The 20,685-nt window shown below is 53.0% G+C and carries 23 protein-coding genes, 2 pseudogenes and 1 riboswitch; of the genes and pseudogenes, 10 read left to right on the top strand and 15 right to left on the bottom strand.

Annotated elements, in window-relative coordinates; translation table 11 throughout:
• Positions 1-25 precede the first annotated feature (25 nt).
• The gene (locus tag DXB00_RS09820) at positions 26-688 is read left to right on the top strand and encodes an HI0074 family nucleotidyltransferase substrate-binding subunit (RefSeq protein WP_158578362.1); all 663 of its coding nucleotides are present in this window, start codon (positions 26-28) and stop codon (positions 686-688) included.
• Positions 689-921: 233 nt separating this feature from the next.
• On the opposite strand, the gene DXB00_RS09815 is transcribed toward DXB00_RS09820, so the two are convergent.
• The 10 genes from DXB00_RS09815 to DXB00_RS17730 form a co-directional block, all read right to left on the bottom strand.
• Complete coding sequence (locus DXB00_RS09815; protein WP_118730034.1) at positions 922-1,869, bottom strand: class II glutamine amidotransferase; 948 nt, start codon at positions 1,867-1,869, stop codon at positions 922-924.
• 1 nt (position 1,870) lies between these two features.
• Entirely contained in the window at positions 1,871-2,635 is a 765-nt protein-coding gene (locus DXB00_RS09810; RefSeq protein ID WP_243022723.1) for a hypothetical protein, read from the bottom strand.
• Between the two features lie 36 nt (positions 2,636-2,671).
• Complete coding sequence (locus DXB00_RS17260; protein ID WP_243022725.1) at positions 2,672-2,929, bottom strand: hypothetical protein; 258 nt, start codon at positions 2,927-2,929, stop codon at positions 2,672-2,674.
• 30 nt (positions 2,930-2,959) lie between these two features.
• Positions 2,960-3,247 carry a DUF960 family protein gene (locus DXB00_RS09805; RefSeq protein WP_118730035.1) on the bottom strand — a complete coding sequence of 96 codons (288 nt, stop codon included), beginning with the start codon at positions 3,245-3,247 and terminating at the stop codon, positions 2,960-2,962.
• Positions 3,248-3,519: 272 nt separating this feature from the next.
• Entirely contained in the window at positions 3,520-4,212 is a 693-nt protein-coding gene (locus DXB00_RS09800; RefSeq protein WP_118730036.1) for an MgtC/SapB family protein, read from the bottom strand.
• A 13-nt stretch (positions 4,213-4,225) separates the two neighbouring features.
• On the bottom strand, positions 4,226-4,951 hold the full coding sequence (locus DXB00_RS09795) for an MgtC/SapB family protein (protein ID WP_118361192.1): 726 nt from the start codon (positions 4,949-4,951) through the stop codon (positions 4,226-4,228).
• An 89-nt stretch (positions 4,952-5,040) separates the two neighbouring features.
• Complete coding sequence (locus DXB00_RS09790) at positions 5,041-6,084, bottom strand: endonuclease/exonuclease/phosphatase family protein (protein ID WP_118730038.1); 1,044 nt, start codon at positions 6,082-6,084, stop codon at positions 5,041-5,043.
• A gap of 154 nt (positions 6,085-6,238) precedes the next feature.
• Entirely contained in the window at positions 6,239-6,451 is a 213-nt protein-coding gene (locus tag DXB00_RS09785) for a hypothetical protein (protein ID WP_119214835.1), read from the bottom strand.
• A complete protein-coding gene (locus DXB00_RS17255; RefSeq protein ID WP_305143099.1) occupies positions 6,451-7,272 on the bottom strand; it encodes an MFS transporter in 822 nt (273 codons plus the stop codon). Before DXB00_RS17255 ends, DXB00_RS09785 begins: the two co-directional genes overlap by 1 nt.
• Entirely contained in the window at positions 7,209-7,646 is a 438-nt protein-coding gene (locus DXB00_RS17730) for an MFS transporter (protein WP_119214847.1), read from the bottom strand. The genes DXB00_RS17255 and DXB00_RS17730 overlap by 64 nt, the downstream gene beginning before the upstream one ends.
• 298 nt (positions 7,647-7,944) lie before the next feature.
• On the opposite strand from DXB00_RS17730, the gene DXB00_RS09770 reads away from it, so the two are divergent.
• The gene (locus DXB00_RS09770; protein WP_158574696.1) at positions 7,945-8,781 is read left to right on the top strand and encodes a MurR/RpiR family transcriptional regulator; all 837 of its coding nucleotides are present in this window, start codon (positions 7,945-7,947) and stop codon (positions 8,779-8,781) included.
• Positions 8,782-9,166: 385 nt separating this feature from the next.
• Here the strand turns inward: DXB00_RS09770 and DXB00_RS09765 are convergent, their stop codons facing one another.
• The 5 genes and pseudogenes from DXB00_RS09765 to DXB00_RS09750 all read right to left on the bottom strand — a co-directional run bounded on the left by DXB00_RS09765 (position 9,167) and on the right by DXB00_RS09750 (position 12,376).
• Positions 9,167-9,325 (bottom strand): helix-turn-helix domain-containing protein, encoded by a 159-nt coding sequence (locus DXB00_RS09765; RefSeq protein ID WP_118730040.1) that lies wholly within the window; start codon positions 9,323-9,325, stop codon positions 9,167-9,169.
• 148 nt (positions 9,326-9,473) lie between these two features.
• A complete protein-coding gene (locus DXB00_RS09760; protein ID WP_118730041.1) occupies positions 9,474-10,010 on the bottom strand; it encodes a hypothetical protein in 537 nt (178 codons plus the stop codon).
• Positions 10,007-10,537, bottom strand: a complete 531-nt coding sequence (locus DXB00_RS18200; RefSeq protein WP_442861153.1) for an IS256 family transposase — start codon at positions 10,535-10,537, stop codon at positions 10,007-10,009. The genes DXB00_RS09760 and DXB00_RS18200 overlap by 4 nt, the downstream gene beginning before the upstream one ends.
• Positions 10,532-10,750 (bottom strand): annotated as a pseudogene (locus tag DXB00_RS18195) (transposase); the annotation flags it as partial. The gene DXB00_RS18200 and the pseudogene DXB00_RS18195, both read right to left, overlap by 6 nt.
• A gap of 489 nt (positions 10,751-11,239) precedes the next feature.
• A riboswitch (cyclic di-GMP riboswitch) is annotated at positions 11,240-11,329 on the bottom strand.
• Positions 11,330-11,536: 207 nt separating this feature from the next.
• Positions 11,537-12,376, bottom strand: coding sequence for a helix-turn-helix domain-containing protein (locus tag DXB00_RS09750; protein WP_118361181.1), 840 nt, complete (start codon positions 12,374-12,376; stop codon positions 11,537-11,539).
• Positions 12,377-12,679: 303 nt separating this feature from the next.
• On the opposite strand from DXB00_RS09750, the gene DXB00_RS09745 reads away from it, so the two are divergent.
• The 8 genes and pseudogenes from DXB00_RS09745 to DXB00_RS09715 all read left to right on the top strand — a co-directional run.
• On the top strand, positions 12,680-14,275 hold the full coding sequence (locus DXB00_RS09745; protein WP_118286019.1) for a solute:sodium symporter family transporter: 1,596 nt from the start codon (positions 12,680-12,682) through the stop codon (positions 14,273-14,275).
• 108 nt (positions 14,276-14,383) lie between these two features.
• On the top strand, positions 14,384-15,373 hold the full coding sequence (locus DXB00_RS09740) for a Gfo/Idh/MocA family protein (protein WP_199697281.1): 990 nt from the start codon (positions 14,384-14,386) through the stop codon (positions 15,371-15,373).
• Positions 15,370-15,513, top strand: a complete 144-nt coding sequence (locus DXB00_RS16680) for a hypothetical protein (protein ID WP_199697279.1) — start codon at positions 15,370-15,372, stop codon at positions 15,511-15,513. Before DXB00_RS09740 ends, DXB00_RS16680 begins: the two co-directional genes overlap by 4 nt.
• Positions 15,514-15,528: 15 nt before the next feature.
• Complete coding sequence (gene iolE, locus DXB00_RS09735) at positions 15,529-16,419, top strand: myo-inosose-2 dehydratase (protein WP_117489169.1); 891 nt, start codon at positions 15,529-15,531, stop codon at positions 16,417-16,419.
• Positions 16,420-16,434: 15 nt separating this feature from the next.
• Positions 16,435-17,442 (top strand): Gfo/Idh/MocA family oxidoreductase, encoded by a 1,008-nt coding sequence (locus DXB00_RS09730; RefSeq protein WP_117489167.1) that lies wholly within the window; start codon positions 16,435-16,437, stop codon positions 17,440-17,442.
• A gap of 207 nt (positions 17,443-17,649) precedes the next feature.
• The gene (locus tag DXB00_RS09725; RefSeq protein ID WP_118286022.1) at positions 17,650-18,645 is read left to right on the top strand and encodes a Gfo/Idh/MocA family oxidoreductase; all 996 of its coding nucleotides are present in this window, start codon (positions 17,650-17,652) and stop codon (positions 18,643-18,645) included.
• 126 nt (positions 18,646-18,771) lie between these two features.
• Entirely contained in the window at positions 18,772-19,767 is a 996-nt protein-coding gene (locus tag DXB00_RS09720; RefSeq protein WP_118480705.1) for a sugar ABC transporter substrate-binding protein, read from the top strand.
• Positions 19,768-19,977: 210 nt separating this feature from the next.
• Positions 19,978-20,685: pseudogene (locus DXB00_RS09715) on the top strand (sulfide/dihydroorotate dehydrogenase-like FAD/NAD-binding protein); the annotation flags it as partial.

The following is a 20,685-nucleotide window of genomic DNA, read 5'->3' as shown; positions in this document are numbered from 1 at the left end:
GAGAAATATAAGGACGGTGACGCTGATGGATAAGACAATCGAACAGGTAAAACAATTAGCGCACCGTTATGGAGTGCCGAAACTAGTATTATTTGGTTCGCGTGCCCGCGGCGATCATCACGCCCGCAGTGATTATGATTTCGCGGTATGGGGCTGCACGCCGCAACAGCGTACACTATTCAGCGATGCAGTGGAAAATGATCTGGACTCGCTGTATTCGGTTGATCTGGTGTTTGTCAGCGAACACACCGATGCCGCATTGCTTCAAAATATAGAGAAGGACGGGATTTGCTTGCTGGACCGTTACAATACGAAATTCGAAAATCTCACCAATGCTGTAGAACGCTTGCGCGAAGGCGTGCAGGCGTATCAAGAGAATCCTGCCAAAATCATTCGCGACGGTGTAATCCAGCGCTTTGAGTTCACCTGCGAGCTGGCGTGGGAAACCACTCGTGAGTTCTTACTTGACCAAGGATTTACTGAACTGAACAGTCCGAAAGCAACGATGCGTAAGGCGTTCTCGTATGGCCTGATTGATGATGAACAGGCGTGGATTGCACTGCTGAATGCTCGCAACCAGACCTCGCACATTTATGACGATGCAACCGCGCAGGAAATTTACTCGCAGATTGAGAGCGAGTTTGTATCTCTGTTTGATAATCTTATTGAGCAGTTGAAACGTGGTTAAGTGCAATAGGGTCGCCGCATATTTTGACATATTTCAAGAGTCCAAAACCGACCCTATTGACATAGCTTTTCGTTGTTTTAGATGGGTATACCCAAATGAAAGACTCAAAAAAGTACCGGTTCGCGTGAGCCGGTACTTTTGCGTTCAGTCATCGTCTGACAGCAGATCAGCCAGCAGGCCGATGACCGTCATCACGCCGAGAACGACTTTTACTGCGTCCATAAAATCACCTCCTAATCAGTACGCATATAAAAGTTTTCACCGGTCATTTCGTTCAGGAGTGCCGGATCGTAGAGCATTTCCTCGATTTCATCTGCGGAGCAGCCGTAGTCGAGCAATGCCTGCACTTCATCTGCGCTCACGCCAAACGCTTTGGCAACCGAGAACAGGTCATCATAGTTTTCCGGCGTGTCCTCATAGTAGTCGCGGTAATATGGAGAATAACGCCGCCACCAATGCTCATAACTGGTTTTCGGCGTAAATGCGCTTGTAGTCATACGTCCGGTGCGGTCGATTTTCAGAATTTCACCCTCCTTTGGCTCCAGAATGTCCGTTGGCGCTTTTAACCGCAGCTTTTTGATGGCCTTGCACAGGATTTGCTGTGTCGAGGCGTAAATAAGGTAGCCATCATAGAACATGACGCACAGCGGATTATCGCCAACTACGAACCAGATGGAGTTGTCCTTGTCCAGAACCGTGAAGACAAATGAATCCTCGACTGCTTCAGCCATGGATTGCAGGCTGTCAAAGTCGAGGGTTTTCTGCTGTTCAAGGAGCTGAACGGCAACATAGCTGTCCGTTTCCACGCTTGTCAGCGGAAGGTTTTCTTCTGCGCGCAGTTCCTTGTCATTCCAGAGCACGCCGTTATGCGCGAGAGCAAAGCTGTTGCCGTCAACGTGACCAAGGAACGGGTGATTATTCTGGTTAAACTGCGCATTGCCTTGTGTTGTCATGTGGGTATGCCCCATAACCGCATTCACGCCGTTCGGAATGTGAATCTTCATCTTTCGAGCGGGAATCGGGCGCTTGTAAATCCGCAGACGGTCTTTGAAGTTATAGGCGATGCCGGTTGCATCCGTGCCGCGCACCTGACATTCACGCGCCAGCGTATTCAGGATTTTGTTTTTCGTGTGAGTGCTCGGGCACTCTTTAAAGTCGATTAAGCCGAATAAACTGCACATATTATTCCTCCTCGCTTGCATTTACGGGTTCGTTGACGTACAAACGGCGCTCTTTGAGGTACTGAATCAGCTCTGGTTCATGCACGGTGTCCAGAAAATCAAACCAACTAAGCTCCTGTACAGTGGTGTCGGACATAGCAACAGCCACCTCAACCAGATGGTTAACCATCTGTAAGGTGGCTTTGAGGGTATTGAGTTTGAGCGTACCGCGAAACATTCTGATTTCAACGGTATCCGAATTGGTCAGGTTTACCGCCGTGTAGCGTCCGGCACAGGAGTTCTTGGCGTGGCTCATCTGGTCTGTCGGCGTAAGCTTCATGCCGTATCGCGCCGCCCAGCGGTTCATCTGGGATTGTGTACGGCGGCTGAATCGCAAGAGTTCCGCCCAGAACTTTTCGACGAAGTACAAAAGCCGTGCAATCGCAGCTTCCTGCTGCACGTAGGTGCAGCCGAACGCCAGACGCGAGATATGCACATGCAGACCGCAGGTTCCAGCGGCGTGGCTGAGGTAGTCCATTTCCTGTGCTTTGTGGAGCACCGCCGCCCACGGCATTTCGTTCAAACGGTATGTAAGCGTCATTGGGTGCGTGACGAGTTCCAAACCATCGTCCAAGCTGCCGTCCGTCTTGATGTATAAATTCTCCGCGTCTGCATTGGCGATGTTCAACAATTTTTCGGCATTGTAACGGTCTGTGCCGCCGTTGTCGATTTCCAGTGTTACGCCGAAGTGCCGCAGACCCTTGCCGTGGAAAACGAGGTCGGGCATATAGTTATACTCGTGAATCGCGCCCTCGTGATCGTCCTAACAGCTTTCGCAGTAGGTGCGACCGTCGTCATCGTAGTAGGCGCTATAGGTGCGGATGATGCAGTCGCAGTCGTGGCACAGCGAATAATGCTCGTCTTCGATGGCGTTTTCCGCATAAATCTGTTCGTCGCAGTGGTCACAGATGACGGTTAAACGGTCGGCGCAGTCCTCGCAGAGCCAGTCGCCTTCTACCTCAAACATATCTTCAATCGGATGTTCTGCACCGCAGTTTGCACAAATTCTTGTCTCTTGCATTGGTTGTTCCTCCGTTTCGTTTGTAGGGTTTTAATATTCATCCGCCAGCAGCATAGTGGAATATGTCCGGTCATCAATCACGAACACCTTCGCGTCCACCGCGTCCGGACATTCCACTTCAAGCTCGTAACGATACGGCGGCTGTTCCTGCTCGTAGACGATGTGCTGACCGGTTGGCGTTGTGGTAAGGATAAACACTTGCAGGTAATCCTTTCTCGGCACTTCCATCGTCAAGACTATGTGCCACATGAGGTTGACGAGCCATGCGGGAATTTCGCGCTCCACGCCACGTGTCAGAAATTTTTGATTGTTGAACATCTTTGCTTCCTCCTTTTTGACAAAAAGTAAGCTCCTGAGAATATCTCAGGAGCTTCTATATCTATAATATATAGTTAAAAATGAAGGAAAAACAGAAAAAGTTCTCGCACTGCAACGCGTATTCAATAGAGAAATTCATTTTTGTGTAATTTTCGTAAAAGTGGGGATGTACACTTCGTTTTTACAAAAGAGACGAAAAATTGTGACATAAGACGCGAATTCCATTCGATTGAAAGCGCAGATTCGTCAGCCTCTTTCTGCGTTCTTCCGTTTTACAGTTCCTCGACCGACATGATGCCTTTACGCTCGCCGACCAGTGTCATCAGACGGTTTACCGTGCAGCTGCGCGGCAGGCGCAGTGTGAAGATGGCACAGGCATTGTGCTCACCGTTTTCCGCCGCACGGGTGATCTGGATATTCAGCACTTTGACATCACATCTGCGGTACAGCTGCAGCACATCGTCCAGACACGTTTTATCCTCATATTCCATATACACATTGATCTCGGGAACGTGCTCCAACACACGGTACTCCAGCCGCGAGAACACAAGCTCGGCGAGCATGATGAACACGGTCGCGAGAATGCCGCCCTCGTAGAAGCCGCCGCCAAAGGTGAGGCCGATGATGCCCGAGGTCCAGAGACCAGCCGCCGTGGTCAGACCCTTGACGCGCTGCCGCTTGGTAACGATGATGGTGCCCGCACCGATGAAGCCAATACCCGCAACAACTTGTGCACCGAGGCGCGCCATATCTGTAAAATAGTGCATATTCAGATACAGATACTGACTCGTCAGCGTGGTGATGGCCGCGCCGATGCAGATGAGGATGTGCGTGCGGAAGCCGGCCGGGCGGCGCTTGTACGAGCGCTCGATACCGATAATGCCGCCGCAGATGAGCGCGCAGGCCAGACGCACGAACACGGAAAGCGTCGTCACGTCGCGCAGGCCGTCAAAAACAGATAACATAGCAGTCCACTCCTTACAGCTCTTCGATCACGCAAAGGCAGTCCAGCTCCGCCAGATCGGAGAGAAGCTGCGTGTGCGGTATTTTTTCATTGAGGCGGATCGAGAAGATCGCACTTGGGTGCAGCGCCTCGCCACTTTTGTTCCGCTCGATATCGATGTCGTAGATCTGCACGTTCTGCGCTTTCAGCTGATTGATGATGGTACTGATGTCCCCGAGCGAATGGAACTCCATGTACAGATTGATGTCACGCGCGTTCTCCTGTATGTACGCATCCACAATTGGGAACAGGCGGATGCTGAGAAATATCATCGCGAATGCGATGAGCACGCACTCGTAAAATCCTGCGCCGACCGCAAGGCCGGTGCAGGCCGACGCCCACAGACCAGCGGCAGTGGTCAGGCCCTTGACCTGCTGGCGGCCGGTAACGAGAATGGTTCCTGCGCCCAGAAAGCCGATGCCGTTGATGACCTGTGCGCCGAAACGCGAAACGTCGGTTTTTATGCCGATCTCTGCGCAAATATCCGACCACGGCCCTGTCACCATGGTAAATTCGTACAGGCTGAGCAGCACGGTCAGCGCCGCGCCAAGACAGACGAGCATATAGGTGCGGAAACCGGCCGGACGGCGCTTGCGTCCGCGCTCCAGACCGATGCAGCCGCCGAGCAGCATCGCAAGGGCGAGCCGCACTACGACCGAGGCGAAATGAAGTTCGCGCAGGTATTGTATCATTCCACTCATTTGATGTAGGTTCTCCTCACTCGATAAAAAGTGCACACGCTGCCAATATGTATGCAGCGTGTGCAGCTTTCTACAATAGATTTCAGTATTTACTTTGCGAATCGACAGTCTGCCCAGCAGGCGTTATGGTCGGACAGCTCGGGACCTGTGAACTTCGCCAGCGCGCTGCCCGGCTCGGCCCAGGTGCAGTCCTTCGTTTCGGTCGAAATCGTGCCGTGATCGACGCATTCCATGCCGCGCGCCATCAGCCAGTCCAGCTTGAGCAGCATGCTCTTGCCGCCCGGCATCGGCTTGCGGCGCGTGCCCTCGATGCTGCTGAACTCGCGGTAGGAGAAGCCGTTTTCCTCCGCCTGCGGCAGAACGCGCTCGTACTGCTCAACGTGCTCCATATGCTTGGAGAGACGCTCCGGGTCGTTGAACAGCGCGGTGAAGCCCGGAATGTCGTTGCCGTCGAACGTATTGGTGTTCAGATCGCCGCCGATCATGACCGGTGTGTCCGGCGCGAACGAACGCTTGATCTCATCATATACGACTGCCATCTGCGCTTCGCGGCCCTCGCTGTCCGCGCGGTTCTCCAGATGAACGCTGACCGCGCCGACCTCGCGTCCGCCGATGTCGAGCGAGCAGACGATGGCAACGCGCGCACCGATACGCTTCTGACGGTCATAGTACCAGTTGTACTGCTCGGGCATATGGACGACCTTCGCCCAGCGGATGGGCCAGCGGGAGAACAGGGCGTTGCCGTGGAAGCCCTTGTTGTCCTCGGGATTTACCAGCTCGATAAACTCCAGACCGTAGGCGTAATTCATGCCGATGGATTTCGCGATTTCGTAGGCAACGTTGCAGTTGCCCGAGCGGACCGCGCCGTCATCCAGCTCGTTGGCGTAGATGATGTCCATGTTTTTGAGGTCGGGGCACATATTGAGAAAGTCGATGGTTTCGTGAAGCGTCTGGCCGCGCTCGATGTTGAATACAACGTGGCGCAGCGTTTCGGGCACCTCGGCGGGCGCATCCACGAGGTTGTGCACCTCGCACTGCTGATACTGCGGGATTTTTTCCATGACCTTGAACTGGCCGAGCGCCGGGACGAGATTACCGAGTTCGATGCGTTTTTCGTAGGACAGGGTTTCCATTTGTTACACGCCTTTCATATAAATGGTGGATATTTACAGAATTTTATTTGCGGTAGAATATGGGGGCAGCCGGCAGGAATGCTTGACTCCGCCGGCTGTTCCATATAAGGGAAGAAAAAGATGATGCGTAAAAATGAGGGAGTGCGGGGGAAAATCAGGCGTTTGCGGTCGTCTTTGCTGCTTCGGCAGCTTCGCGCTGCTTCATCTCGGTGATAATGCGCGGATAGATCTTATCGAGCTTGTAGAAGATCAGCAGAACGCCGATGCCGCCCCAAGCGATGATGTTGCCAATGATGTAGATGGCGATGAGCATCTGAGACTGTGCGGCATTGATGGTTGCGGTGCCGGCGAAGCCTACAAGGCTCATCAGGCGCCGAAGATCGCGCTCGTCATGCCGGAGCCGAACTTCTGGCCGGCGGTGGTAGCAGATACCATCAGGCCCTGTACACGGATGCCGCTCTTCCATGCGCCGTACTCGATAACGTCAGCCAGCATGGAGTATTTTACGCCGCGGAAGCAGCCCTTGCCGATGCCGCGCATGACGCAGGCAAACAGTGCAAGATTGAGGGCGCTCGGGTTGATGAACAGGGAGACCGTGCCGATAACGGCGACGATCGCACCGATCAGCGCTACGTTGCGCTTGCCGAACTTTGCGATGAACGGAGACAGAACAAGAACGGTGACGATCTGCGGAATGGATTCGAAGGATGCGAGTGCGCCGAGCAGGTCGCGGTTGCCGAGAATGTACTGTGCGTAGTATGCGTTGCAGGTGCCGGTAACTGCCTCATAGAAGGACAGGAACACAGCGAGCATGAAGAACATGATGAAGTACTTGTTGGTGACGCAGAGCTTGATGCCCATCCAGAGCGGAACGTTCTTGCCGTCCTTGGTCTTGGTCTCTTCCTTGACGCGCTCGTGGCAGTTCTTGAAGCAGATGAACAGCATGATGATGGAAACGATGGCGTAGAGGATGGAAACCTCGATCCATGCCTGCTGGGTGTCACCCAGACGGGTAACCAGCGGGAAGGTAATGGCGGTGATGACCATGTTGCCGAGGGCGGACATACCGGTACGGAACAGGTTGACAACGGCGCGCTGGTCGGTATCGCGGGTCATCAGGGTAGCTAGCGTTGCATACGGAAGGTTGAGTGCGGTGTAGACAACGGTGGTGCAGAAGTTATAGGTGATGAAAACGTAGATGCCTTGACGATCGGGGTTGCGGGCGGAACGGTGAACAGCAGGATGGCTGCGATGCCGTACGGAATCATCATCCAGAGAATCCATGCACGGGATTTGCCGTGCTTGGAATGCGTGCGGTCAACCAGATGACCGATAAGTACGTCGGAAATACCATCGAAGAAACGGGAGAACAGCATGATGGTACCGATCATAGCCGCCGAGATACCGACTACGTTGGTGTAGAAGTAAATCAGCAGCGAGGTGGTCAGGGCGTAGACAACGTTGCAGGCAACATCGCCGAGGCCGTAGGAGAACTTTTCCTTGAGATGGATCTTCTCAAATTCCTTATCACCCGCGAAAGTCGGGTTGCTGGATTTGCCCATGGTTTTGCTCAGTCCTTTTTTATTTTTCTTTTACCAGTTGCAGCGATACAGACCGTCCGTGCGCCGGGCGCATCGGGAGTGGGTCTGCCTTTGAGACGTTGTCCGGACTCGTCTCTCGCTATACCCTTTCAGTGGAAGTCCGTTCCACCGAACATCTACAAGTATAGCACTGAGCGGAATAAAATTCAATAAATCATATTGTAAAAAGAACAATATTCAATTTTGTGCATTCTTCACAAGGTCGATGTTTTGTGATACAATGAAATTACTATATGATGCGGAAGTGCAGGGTGATTGCATGGACAAGAACGTTTATGCCGCAATTCAGTCGCAGTATTCGACTTTATCCAAGGTTGGAAAGCGGATTGCGGACTATATCTTAGCCGATCCGGTACATATTACCTCGATCAGCATTCAGCAGATGGCGGCCGAGCTTGATATCGCGGAGTCGAGTATTATTCGATTCTGCAAGATCGTCGGCTGCGCGGGCTTCAGCGAGGTAAAGCTGCTGCTGGCGAAATATTCTCCTAAGTCGGTGCGCACGATTTTTGAAGATCTGTCCGAAACCGATAGTATTTCGACCATTTCGGAGAATGTGTTCAGCCGGAATATCGACACGCTCGAGCGGGCGCTCCAGCTGCTTGATTTCGAGAAAATCGAGCAGGCGGTGGGGGTGCTCAACCGGGCGGAGAATATCCTCATCCTCGGCGTCGGCGCGTCCGGCACCATCGCGGAGGACTTCTACATCCGCCTCATGCGCATCGGCATCCGCGCGGTTTCGCTGACCGATTCGCACCTGATGCAGATTCAGGCGAGCCAATGCGGCCCGGATACGGCGGTCATCGCCATCTCGCATACCGGCAAGACGCGCGAAATCGTGTCGGCCGTGCGTACCGCGAAGGAGTGCGGCGCGCCGACCATCGGCATCACCGGCTATCCGGATACGCCGCTCAAAGAGGTCAGCGACATCTGCCTTGAGCTGTATTCGCCCGAGCAGCTTTTCGTGTCGCCGCGCGTGGCGCAGTTCTCCCTCATCGACACGCTTTATGTCAGCCTCGCTATCCGCCGCAAGGACAGCGTCGTACAGAATATTGAACGCATGAATGAAGTGCTCCTGCCATTTCGCATTGATTGATCATTTTTGATCCTGTGTGTGGAATTTGATGCTTGAAAGATATATTGCATCATTGCATCTGTATCGTATATGTGCTGTGCTCGGATCAAAGAGATTATGCTAACGATCTAGCATTGTTTCAGTCAATGCTGTCCTTGTATCATGTTCCCGTTTGATTATTGCGATTAACTGCGCCGATAAAGCAGCGCCAATCTCGCGATATAGCACATCTCTGACGGCAGCTCAGATTGCCAATCGGGAACATCAGCGAAAATATATCAGCCAAACTCTTCATCTTCCACAGGATCAAATTATATTCTACAGCGCGAAAGAAAACCTTATCTGGATGTGTTGATGCGGAAAATATACGGCTACATGACCCAATAGGTATGTTTACAAATTCACCTCAAAAAAACTCCATAATCCCCGCCCTCAGCACCCTCCACTCCCGGCCAACCTTTACGGCCGGGAGTTCTTCATTTGCGATCATCTTGCGCACCTGCTGGCGCGTGGTCTTGAGCAGGGTTGCGGTTTCTTTTACGGTCAGGATTTCATCGTTCGGCATAGAAAACCTCCATCAACATAGGTGAAAACGCATTTCACTTTAATTCATGTATGCTTATTCTAATGTTGGCGATCAAACGTCAAATCATGCTGTCTAAGCAGACTCAAGCACCCTGAAACAAGCCTTTATCCGAACCATTTCCAGTACGTTAACTCGATGAATGCTTATTGGCGCCTTTGAATCTTTCATTGGAATTTGAATATTGGCCGAACTTAACCGCACTGTAGTGGAGGATAGGAAAGGATTTCTTGAAAATATCCAAACGATCTTGAACATCCGCCTTGCGGTCATAATACAGATTGCAGGTCAAATCACACCTCGACAGCTTAAACCCTTTGAGCCGCCGGTCAATGCCGATTTTATCAAGGATATTTCGCAGACGGTGCTTTATCTGCTGTACAGACTTTTCGTCAGCTTGAAATAATGCAGTCGGTTCATAGGTACTGGCGAGCAGAGAAGACGGGTTGACAATCAGTATCAGCCAGCACGGATGCGAGATGGATTGCCCTAAGTGAATTTCAACGTCGATGGACTTGAACTGCGGCATCTGGTAATACGACGAAAGTCCTAATTTCCCTTTGCCGGTACAAATGCACTCGTTTTGTTCGATAATATTCTGGATTTCGGAATATTTGCATTGTAATTTTAGTGAAAAGGTGTGGATGCCGTACTCATTCGTAATCATTTGCTGTTCCTCCGTTTCTGAGCGCATACTGTGCAGCGTTTACAGGTTTTCGGCTCATGCTGCAGCATTTTGAAAAGACTGTCATCGGTCGGAAACACGGATTTCGACTTGGTTACCTTCCTGAGCTGATGGTTAAAGCCTTCAATCGTGTTGGTCGTATAGATCAGCCGCCGAAGTTCTTGAGGAAACTTGAAATAGGTACTGAGATTTGCCCAGTTATCCCTCCACGACTGAGAAATTTTGGGGTATTTCTTGTCCCAGTGTTCTGCGAACGTGTCTAACGCGTCCAAAGCAGCCGGTTCATCTACCGCTGCGTAGACTGCTTTCAAGTCAGCCATAAGTGCCTTCAAATCCTTGTAGGAGACATATTTGCTGGAATTTCGAAGCTGATGGATGATGCAGTTCTGGATTTCCGTCTTGGGATAGACCGCCTCGATCGCCGCAGAAAAACCGGTCAAATTATCCGTACAGGCAATGAAAATATCCTCGATGTCCTGGCTGATGCTGGTCTGATTTTTCCTCAGCACCTTGGGGTCAAATTCGCTCTTGCGATCCCGCGGCACAGATACCTCTACATCGCCAAAACTGGTGCGCAGGGTTTTGCTGCTGTGCCCATTCCGGCCGTTATCCGTGTCCTTGTTCTTGTAGTCATACCGGTTGTAGCCCAGCTGATCGTCCAGCTCGGCCTCCAGACCGTTTTCCATGAACTCGGTGTTAGGTTTAAGTCTAGTCTGCCACATAGCCTCGATTGCGGTAATCTCTCCGGCACGCCATCGGGAAACAACCCGCTCGTAGTTGTCCGACAGCGGTATCGGCTTGCGTCCGGTGTACTGGCTCTTTGTCTTGGCAATGGCGATACCCTCGCGCTGGCGCTGGAGGATGTACTCGCGTTCGAGTTCTGCGACCGCCGCAAACGCCACAGTCGGCGCCATTGTCAGAAACAAACACAATGATACTATTGTCGATAACAATCATTTTTTCATAACTTTCCCTCCTCATTTTATCTGTCTTAACGGCTTCAAATTTAAATAAAAAACGCTTTCAAGACATGGCTACTCATGACTTGAAAGCGTTTTTATATCTTTGTTGGAACAGCACAAAAGGGCAGAGTTTTACTTGCTCTGCGAGCAGTGTATTGCACCGCGAATCAGCTTGCCATATTCTTTTGACGGCGTACACCTCCTTCTGCCTAATAAAGCGCAGAAGAGGTTAACAGCGTCTTCGCTGATGCTTACAACCGGCTGTCATTGCGGCGTTCGCCGCCTTAGACTCTTCCGGCTTTGCGTCCCCATCTTTCGCTGGGTTTGCCTATCTCTCAGGCACCGTGTATGTACCTGATTTTTGATGGTTATACCATAATTTGTATAAGTACGCGATTGGTCTGCTATACAATTCGCGTCATAAAAACGATATTTCGTGCAGCAATCTGATGAATATCACCGTTCGGATAGCACAGCTGCGCTGCGCTTGCCTGTCTGTACACGCGATCGTTTCATCCGGTGGACGCAGTACGGAGAGTGTGCTTTTTATTTCCACTGGGTGCGGTACTGATGTGGGGTAATGCCGGTGCTCTTGCGGAAGGCCATAATAAAGTGCGAAGCACTGGAGAAACCGCAGTTATCTGCGATGGTCTCAATACTCTGCGAGGTGGTGAGCAGCTGCTGCTTTGCGGCGCTCAGACGCACAGTCTGCAAAAACTGATGCGGTGTTGCTGACTGGTATTCCTTAAACTTACGCATATAGTAGCAGGTGCTGAGCGCAGCACGCTGGGACAGGTGTTCGATGGAGAGCGATTTGTCCGCAAAATTGTACGTCATATAGTCGGCTGAGTCCTGAATGGCGATCTCGAGATCGCTTTTTTTCTTTTCCCCGAGCACGAGCACGAGCAGAACGAGCAGCTTGTTGATCGTCAGGGAAATAATATGAGGATTGGGCTGGTTCTGGTGCACCGAGACCATGATGCGGCGGACACATTCCTCAATCTCGGCATTGCTTCCGGTGGGCAGGATGAACCCGTGCGTATTGAGGATAAGATGTGTATAGGCCGTGCTGCCGTTGCCTGCAAAGTGGAACCAGCGCATGCGAATCGGTGTGAGGGCGTGATAGCTGTGCGGTTCTCTGCAGTCAAGCAGGATCAGGCTGCCGGGACCGGCGGTGCGTGTTTCACCGCGGTAGGTGACCGACAGTTCGCCTTCATCTACAATAAGCATCTGGCAGATATCCAGATAATTACGCTGCATACCGTATGTTTCGTCGCAATGGTAGCTGCCTGCGTGCGGAACATGGTACAGGTTAGTCGCGGTGAAGGCATCTGCATCGTGGTAATAGCGGACAGAATCTGCCAGAATACCCATATCATTAAGCATAATTGGTGTCAACTCCTTTTTTGTACCATATCATGGCATGGAAATGCAGTCATTCGCTTTTCTTATACAATTATATCAAAAAATGATACTGATAAAAAGTATAAAATTTTGATATTTTATTATTATCCTGTGTAGTGATGAATGTGAGAATTTGATATATGATAGGTACAACGAAAGGGAAACGAACAAAAACGCAAAAAATAGTTTCTTTTGAGTTAAAAAGACAAAGGGAAAAGAAAAAACAAGAATAGGAAATTCTACAATATAATAGGATTTTCTTGTTCAGAAGAGGGGTTGAAACATTTGATTATCATTTTAACATTCATCGCCTTCACCGGTCTGGTGGCCTTGATCTCATGGTACAAGACCAAGGAGGAGAACCTGTCCACCAAGGAAGGCTACTTCCTTGCAGGACGCGGACTGACCGGCCTGGTCATCGCCGGTTCACTGGAAATGACCAACCTGTCCACCGAACAGTTGGTCGGACAGGCCGGACAAAGCTACTCAACCAACATGGGCGCCATGAGCTGGTCGGTAAACGCAAGTATCGCGCTGCTGGCGCTGGCACTGATCTTCCTGCCGAAGTATCTGAAAGCCGGCATCACCACCATTCCGGAATTTCTGGAGGTTCGATTTGACCGCACCACCAAGCAGATCATCTCGTTCCTGTTCCTGCTCGGCTACATGCTTACTTACCTGCCGACCGTACTGTACTCCGGTGCGCTGGCCTTCAACCAGATTTTCCATCTGGATCAGCTGTTCGGCATCACCACTTATCAGAGTATTGCGATCCTGTGTGTTGCAATCGGCGTTATCGGTTCCATCTACGCAATCTTCGGCGGCCTGAAGGCAGTTGCGGTATCCGACACCGTAAACGGCGTGGGTCTGCTGATCGGCGGTCTGCTGATCCCGATCCTGTCCATCTGCATCCTCGGCAACGGCAGCTTCCTTGCCGGCATTCAGGACTTCATCACCAATGTTCCGGCGGAAAAGTTCAACGCGGTCAATCCGGCGAACGCTCTGCCTCCGATGATTCCGTGGCCGGTTCTGTTCCTCGGCATGCTGTTCAACAACCTGTTCTACTGGTGCACCAACCAGTCCATCATCCAGCGCACGCTGGCTGCCAAGAATCTGGCACAGGCACAGAGAGGTGCTGTATTCACCGCATTCCTCAAGCTGCTGGACCCGTTCTTCATCACCATCTGCGGTCTGCTGGCTTACCGCTTCTTCGGAGACGGCCTGGCAAACAGCGACCTGGCATACCCGTCTCTGATCACCACGGTTGTTCCGAACTGGCTGCTCGGCATCATCGCAGCGGTTCTGTTCGGTGCGATCCTGTCGTCCTTTAACTCGGCACTGAACAGCTGTGTAACGCTTTACACGCTGGACTTCCACCGTCCGCTGTTCAACCAGACCGCAAGCGACTCTCATCTGGTAAGAGTAGGCAAGCGTGTTGGTACCGGTCTTGCGATCGTATCCATCTGCGTAGCGCCGTTCGTCAGCAATGCACCGTCCGGTCTGTATGACTTCCTGCAGGAGTGCTTCGGCTTCTACTCCATGCCGATCCTCGCGATCGTGCTGGTAGGCTTCTACACCAAACGCGTTCCGGCCTGCGCACCGAAAATTACGCTGGTCGTACACGTCATCCTGTACTCGATCTCCAAGTTCCTGCCGCTGAATGTGCATTACCTGTATGTTCTTTCGGTACTGTTCCCGGTAGACCTGGCACTGATGCTGCTCATCGGCAAGTTCAAGCCCCGTGCTACCGACTTCATCCTCGAGGATTCCAAGGCTGTTGACCTGACCCCGTGGAAGTATGTAAAACCCGCCGCGCTGACCTGCTTCATCCTGATGCTTTGCGTCTACGCGCTGTTCTCTCCGATCGGTCTGGCTCGATAATGAGCCGGCCCCCGGAAACCATTCATCTATTCACATTGTAAGAAACGCACAAGGCGTTTTCGATAAAATCCAACAAGAGTATTGAGATTTTTTGAGGAGGAAAAACTTATGAGCAAGGAAATTAAAATCGGTCTGATCGGCGCTGGCTGGATGGGCAAGGCCCACACCACCGCATTCCACAACGCACGCATGATCTTCGGCGATGATATGCCGGTATTTGAGCTGGTAAGCGACGTCAGCGAGGATGCAGTAGCAAAGTTCGCCAAGAACATGGGCTACAACCGCTACACCACCAACTGGATGGACGTTGTCACCGATCCCGAAATCGACCTGGTTGACGTTGCAACCCCGAACTGCATGCACTACGAGATGGCAAAGGCTGCTCTGGAGCACGGCAAGCATGTCTTCTGCGAGAAGCCGCTGTCTCTGTCTGCTGAGCAGTCCCGCGAGCTGGCTGATCTGGCTAAGGAAAAGGGCGTAGTCAACTACTGCGGTTTCTCCAACATCATGAACCCGGCAAACCAGTACGTTGCAGAGCTGGTTAAGTCCGGCAAGCTGGGCAAGATCATGCGCGTACACGCTACCTACGATCAGGATATGCTGCTCGATCCGTCCATTCCGATCGCATGGCGTCACATCAACAAGCTGGCAGGCTCGGGCGCACTCGGCGACCTGTGCAGCCACCTGCTGAGCGTTTCCCAGATGATCATGGGCGACATGAGCGAGGTTCTGGGCGTACAGTCCATCGTTATTCCGGAGCGTCCGATCAAGGCAGGCAGCACCGAGATGGGCAAGGTTGAGAACGACGACCTCATCACCTTCCTCGTTAAGTATGAAAACGGTGCAATTGGTGACTTCTCGTCCTCTCGTGTTGCAACCGGCCGCAAGAACTACTTCTATTACGAGATTCAGGGCACCGAGGGCTCGGTAGTATACGATCTGGAGCGCATGTGCGAGGTTCAGGTTTACTTCAAGGCTGACGCTGACAAGGACAACGGCCGTGACTGCGGCTTCCGCACCGTACTGCTCAACCCGCAGCACGAGGGCTTCAAGTACTTCCAGCCGGCAGGCGGCATCGCGATCGCCTCGACGACATGAAGACCCTGCAGGCTCACGCACTGATGCAGGCTATGCACGGCGGCGAGTACATCTGCGACTTCGAGATGGGCGCCAAGGTTGACGGTATTATCAACGCAGTTCTCAAGTCTGTTAAGTCGGGCACTTGGGAAAAATGCTGAGGGAGGTAGCAAATCATGTTTAACAACGTAAAACTCGGCATCGCGCCGATTGGCTGGACGAATGACGATATGCCGCAGCTCGGCGGTGAGCTCACCTTCGAGCAGATGGTTTCCGAAGCGGCTCTGGCAGGCTTTCAGGGCACCGAGGTTGGCGGCAAGTTCCCGACCGACCCGGCCGTACTGAACAAGGCACTCGACCTGCGCGGCATCAAGATTGCATCCCAGTGGTTCTCGAGCTTCCTGTGCTCGACCCCCTACGAGGAGAACGAAAAGGCATTTATCGAGCAGCTGGACTTCCTCGAGGCTGTCGGTGCAAGCCGCATCAACGTATGCGAGCTGACCCGCTGCCTGTTCGCAGAGGAGTGCTCGATGTTCGGTGACAACAAGCCGATCGCCACCGACGAAGAGTGGGATAAGCTGTGCGACGGTCTGAACAAGCTGGGCAAGATTGCTGCTGACCGCGGCTTCAAGCTGTGCTTCCATCACCATATGGCAACGGTTGTACAGACCTTCGAGGAAACCAAGCGCTTGATGGACAACACCGATCCGCGCTATGTTTACCTCTGCTTCGACACCGGCCACTTCACCTTCTCCAAGGAGGACGCCGTCAAGGCAGCCAAGGAGTTCGGCCCGCGTATCGGCCACGTTCACCTCAAGGACATCCGTCCCGACATGATGGAAAAGGCTTACGCCGAGGGCTTCAAGTTCCGCAAGGCGGTACTCGAAGGCTGCTTCACCATTCCGGGTGACGGCTGCGTCGACTATCCGGGCGTATTCAAGGCTCTGCACGATGCACACTACGAGGGCTGGTTCATCGTAGAGGCCGAGCAGGACCCGGCAAAGGCAAATCCGCTCGAGTATGCTAAGATGGCACGCGAGTATATCAAGAAAACCGCAGGTATCTGATAAGGAGGATTACAAATGGAGAAGATTCGTTTCGGTATCGTTGGCATCGGTATGATGGGCAGAATGCACGCCACCAGCCTGCAGCGTAATCCTCACGCAGAGGTTGTAGCGGTTTGCGCCCGCACCGAGAGCAAGGTCAAGGCGTTTCAGGAGGAATTCGGCGTACCGTATGGCTACACCAATGTAGACGAGCTGGTAAACAATCCCGAGGTTGACGCAATCGTTGTTGCAACCGGCGCAGATGCTCACAAGGCACCGTGTCTGGCAGCCTGCAAGGCCAAGAAGCATATTTTCTGCGAAAAGCCGCTGGCTAAGACCCTTGAGGACTGTGAGGAGATCGAGAAGGCCGTAGCCGAGAACGGCAGCAAGTGCTTTACGGTTGGCTTCATGCGCCGCTTTGATCCGTCCTACGCAGAGGCGAAGGAGAAGATCCGCGCCGGCGCGATCGGCAAGCCGATTCTGTTCAAAGGCGTATCGCTTGACCCGTCCAGCGTGCTTGAGGCACATCTGGAGGGCGTTAAGAAGGGCATTTACGTTCCGTGGTTCATCGAGATGGGCAGCCACGACACCGACCTTGCACGTTGGTTCCTCGAGGGCGATCCGGTCGATTCCTTTGCAACCGGCGATGCTTATGTCTGCACCGGTCTGGCAGATTACAACGACTACGACAACGGTTTCTCGCTGACCAAGTTCGATAACAACACCACCGCTTACATTCAGGTAGGCCGCACCGCAACCTGCAGCCATGTTGAGAGCGAAATCGTCGGCACCAAGGGCACGCTGCGTGTCAACTCGGTACCGCGCAAGAACTACCTCTCGCAGTTCACCGAGAACGGCTTCGTGGAAGAGTGCCAGGAGAGCTTCCTTGCCCGCTGGGGCGAGGCGTTCCAGGCGGAGATCGACGACTTCGTTGACTGTGTACGCACCGGCCGCAAGCCGGAGACCACCGCACACGACGGCACGATGAGCCTGAAGTTCTGTCTGCAGCTGCATCAGGCATATCTGGACGGCAAGAAGAAGTAAATTACAACCGCTTTTTATGGCAATACCGCATAATTGGACAAGAGCGATTTGCGAGTAAATTTTGCGCACTGATAAGGCGCGGTTTTGCAGCAATACTGACGTATTGCAAGAAATCGCAACGCAATCAGGGGACAAAATTTCCGCAAAGCGCCGCAGCTTTAAGTGTGCGGTGTTGCCTTAGATAAAGGAAAAAAGGAGATTCACATCATGAGCAAGAAGGAACTCGCTATTGGCGTACTGGGCGCAGGCGGCAACATTGGTCACACCCATTCTCAGAACATTGCAACCTATGTAGACGGCGCTCGTTTGGCTGCTGTTTACGATCTGAACACCGAGCGTGCCGAGGAGGTCGCTAAGACCTACGGCGCAAAGGTAATGGCAAGCGCAGAGGAGCTGATCGCTTCTCCCGAAATCGACGCTGTTGTTATCGCATCCTGGGATGGCACCCACGCTGATCTGGCGGTAAAGTGCATCCAGGCCGGCAAGCCGGTATTCTGCGAGAAGCCGCTGGCTACCACCCTTGAGGACGCGAAGAAGGTTGTAGAGGCGGAGAAGGCTTCCGGCAAGCGCCTGCTGCAGATCGGCTTCATGCGTCGCTTTGACCCGGACTACATCAAGATGAAGAAGATCCTCGACTCCGGCGAGCTGGGTGCTCCGCTGATGGCGCACTGCATCAGCCGTACCCGCAGCCATCCGAAGAACCACACCACCGAGCAGCACATTACCAACATTGCCATCCACGAGATCGACATCTGCCGCTGGCTGCTGGGTGAGAACCTGAACGAAGTTGCTGTTCGCTTCCCCCGCGCTACCTGCTTCGCAGAAGGCACCTGCCAGGACCCGCAGCTGGTACTTATGCAGTCTGACTCCGGCGTACTGATCGACGTTGAGGTTTCCGGCAACAGCTACTATGGCTACGAGATCCTGTGCGAACTGGTCTGCGAGAAGGGCACCATCCGCCTGCCGGTAGCGGCAGAGCCGATCGTCCGCTCCTACCTGCAGTGCGGCCAGGCCATCCCGGAGGACTGGACCAACCGTTTCGTAGTTGCTTATCAGGAAGAGCTGCAGCACTGGGTAGATTACCTGCAGGGCAAGACCGACGTTCCGGGCCCGGGTGCTGAGGACGGCTACGAGGCATGCAAGATCTCCGACGCACTGATCAAGGCACAGACCACCGGTCAGTGGGAAAAGGTAGAGGCATAATTCCCTGCGAATGGTATACAGCAGGGGCGGGAATAGGTGTGAAACCGCCCCTGTTGATATAAAGAAGGTCATATTACCCGGTAATATGATTCCAATAGACAACTTGTCTAACAGGAGGAAAGAAAGATGAAGAGAAGCAACCTTTTTAAGCGTTCCGCAGCGATGCTGCTGGCAGGACTGATGGCAGTTTCCATGAGTGCATGCGGCGGCAGCAGCGCATCCGGCAATGACTCCGGCGATTCCCAGGCAAGCAGCAGCGGCGACACCCATAAGCTGAGCGTAGTGCTCAAGACCACCTCTTCCGAATACTGGAGCTACGTTATCGCAGGCATCGAGCAGGCGGAAAAGGATCTCGGCAACGTAGAGGTTGACGTACGCGGTGCAAACAGCGATACCGACTTCGACGGTCAGCTGAACATGGTAGAGACCATTGTAAACGCAGATATGTGCGAGGCGATCGCTATCGCACCGCTGCAGGCAGACCAGATCGCAAATGCACTGACCGGCGTCAAGATCCCGGTGCTGGCGATCGACACCAATTTTGATCAGGCGGAAACCTTTATCGGCACGGCGCATGAGGACGCTGCTTACGAGGGCGGCAAGTATGTAGCCGAGAAGATCGGTAAGGGCGGAAAGGTTGTTATTCTGGCGAATATCCAGGGCGAGTCCACCTCTGAGGCTCGTGTAGCTGGTTACAAGAAGGCACTTGAAGAAGGCGGCTGCGAGATTATCTCCACGCAGTACACCGACGGCGTAGGCGACAAGGCTGTTACCGTAACCGATGGCGTTCTCCAGTCCTTCGCGGACATCGATGCGATCGTATGCTGCGCAGACGATGTTGCGCTCGGCGCATCCCGTGCCATCAAGCAGGCAGGCCGTGACGGCGACGGCATCATTGTATGCGGCTTCGACGGCATCTCCTCCGGCGTACAGGCAGTTGTTGACGGCGAAATCTCCTGCACCGTTGCACAGGACCCGTACAACATGGGCTACCAGTGCGTTAAGAGCCTGCTCGACGTTGTAGAAGGCGAAAAGCTGGATGACTTCATCGATACCGGCTGTAAGGTCATTACTCCGGACAATGCACAGGAGTATCTGGACAAGCTGAAGAGCCTGGTATAAGCATCATTTTCTGATCCCTTATCTCACTCTCGCGCTTGGGAAAACGCTCCAATGTTCTTCCCATTCTTCATGTCATTAAGATATACTCTCTAATATTTTTATTCTCTCTCTTTTAACTAACCCATAAGTTTTCTTCTCATATTGCTGGAAAAGCCGCTTATGCGGCTTTTCCTATACCCCGATTCGGTTTGGCGAAAGGATATTTGACCAATGTATCAGATTTTGAAAAAGCAAACGCTGAACGCAAACACCAAGCTGATGGTGATCGAGGCACCGCACGTTGCCCGCAAGGCAGAGCCGGGTCAGTTCATCATCCTGCGTGTCAGCGCAGAAGGCGAGCGTATTCCGCTCACGATCGCAGATTTTGACCGCGAAAAGGGTTCCGTCACGATCATTTTCCAGGAGGTCGGCGCAACGACGATGGCGCTCGGCGCGCTGAACGAGGGCGACTGCCTGCATGATTTTGTCGGTCCGCTCGGCAAGGCGAGCGAGCTTGAGGGACTCAAGAAGGTCGCTGTTGTCGGCGGCGGTCTGGGCTGTGCGATCGCATATCCGCAGGCAAAGAGCTGCACGAAATGGGCGCTGAGGTTGACCTGGTCGCCGGTTTCCGCAACAAGGATATCATCATCCTCGAGGACGAGATGAAGAACGCCTGCACCAACCTGCACATCGTGACCGATGACGGCTCGAACGGCCGCAAGGCACTGGTTACGCAGGTGCTCAAGGAGCTGATCGATGCGGGCAACCAGTACGATGCTGTTATCGCGATTGGCCCGATGATCATGATGAAGTTTGTCTGCGAGACCACTCGTCCGTACGGCATCAAGACCATCGTTTCCATGAACACCATCATGGTTGACGGTACCGGCATGTGCGGCGGCTGCCGTCTTACCGTTGGCGGCGAGACCAAGTTCGCAT

Source organism: Butyricicoccus sp. OF10-2 (assembly GCF_003481925.1).
GTDB classification, from domain to species: Bacteria; Bacillota; Clostridia; order Oscillospirales; family Butyricicoccaceae; genus Agathobaculum; species Agathobaculum butyriciproducens.
The sequence above is the reverse complement of the archived record's forward strand: the minus strand, read 5'-3'. Positions and strand labels throughout refer to the sequence as shown.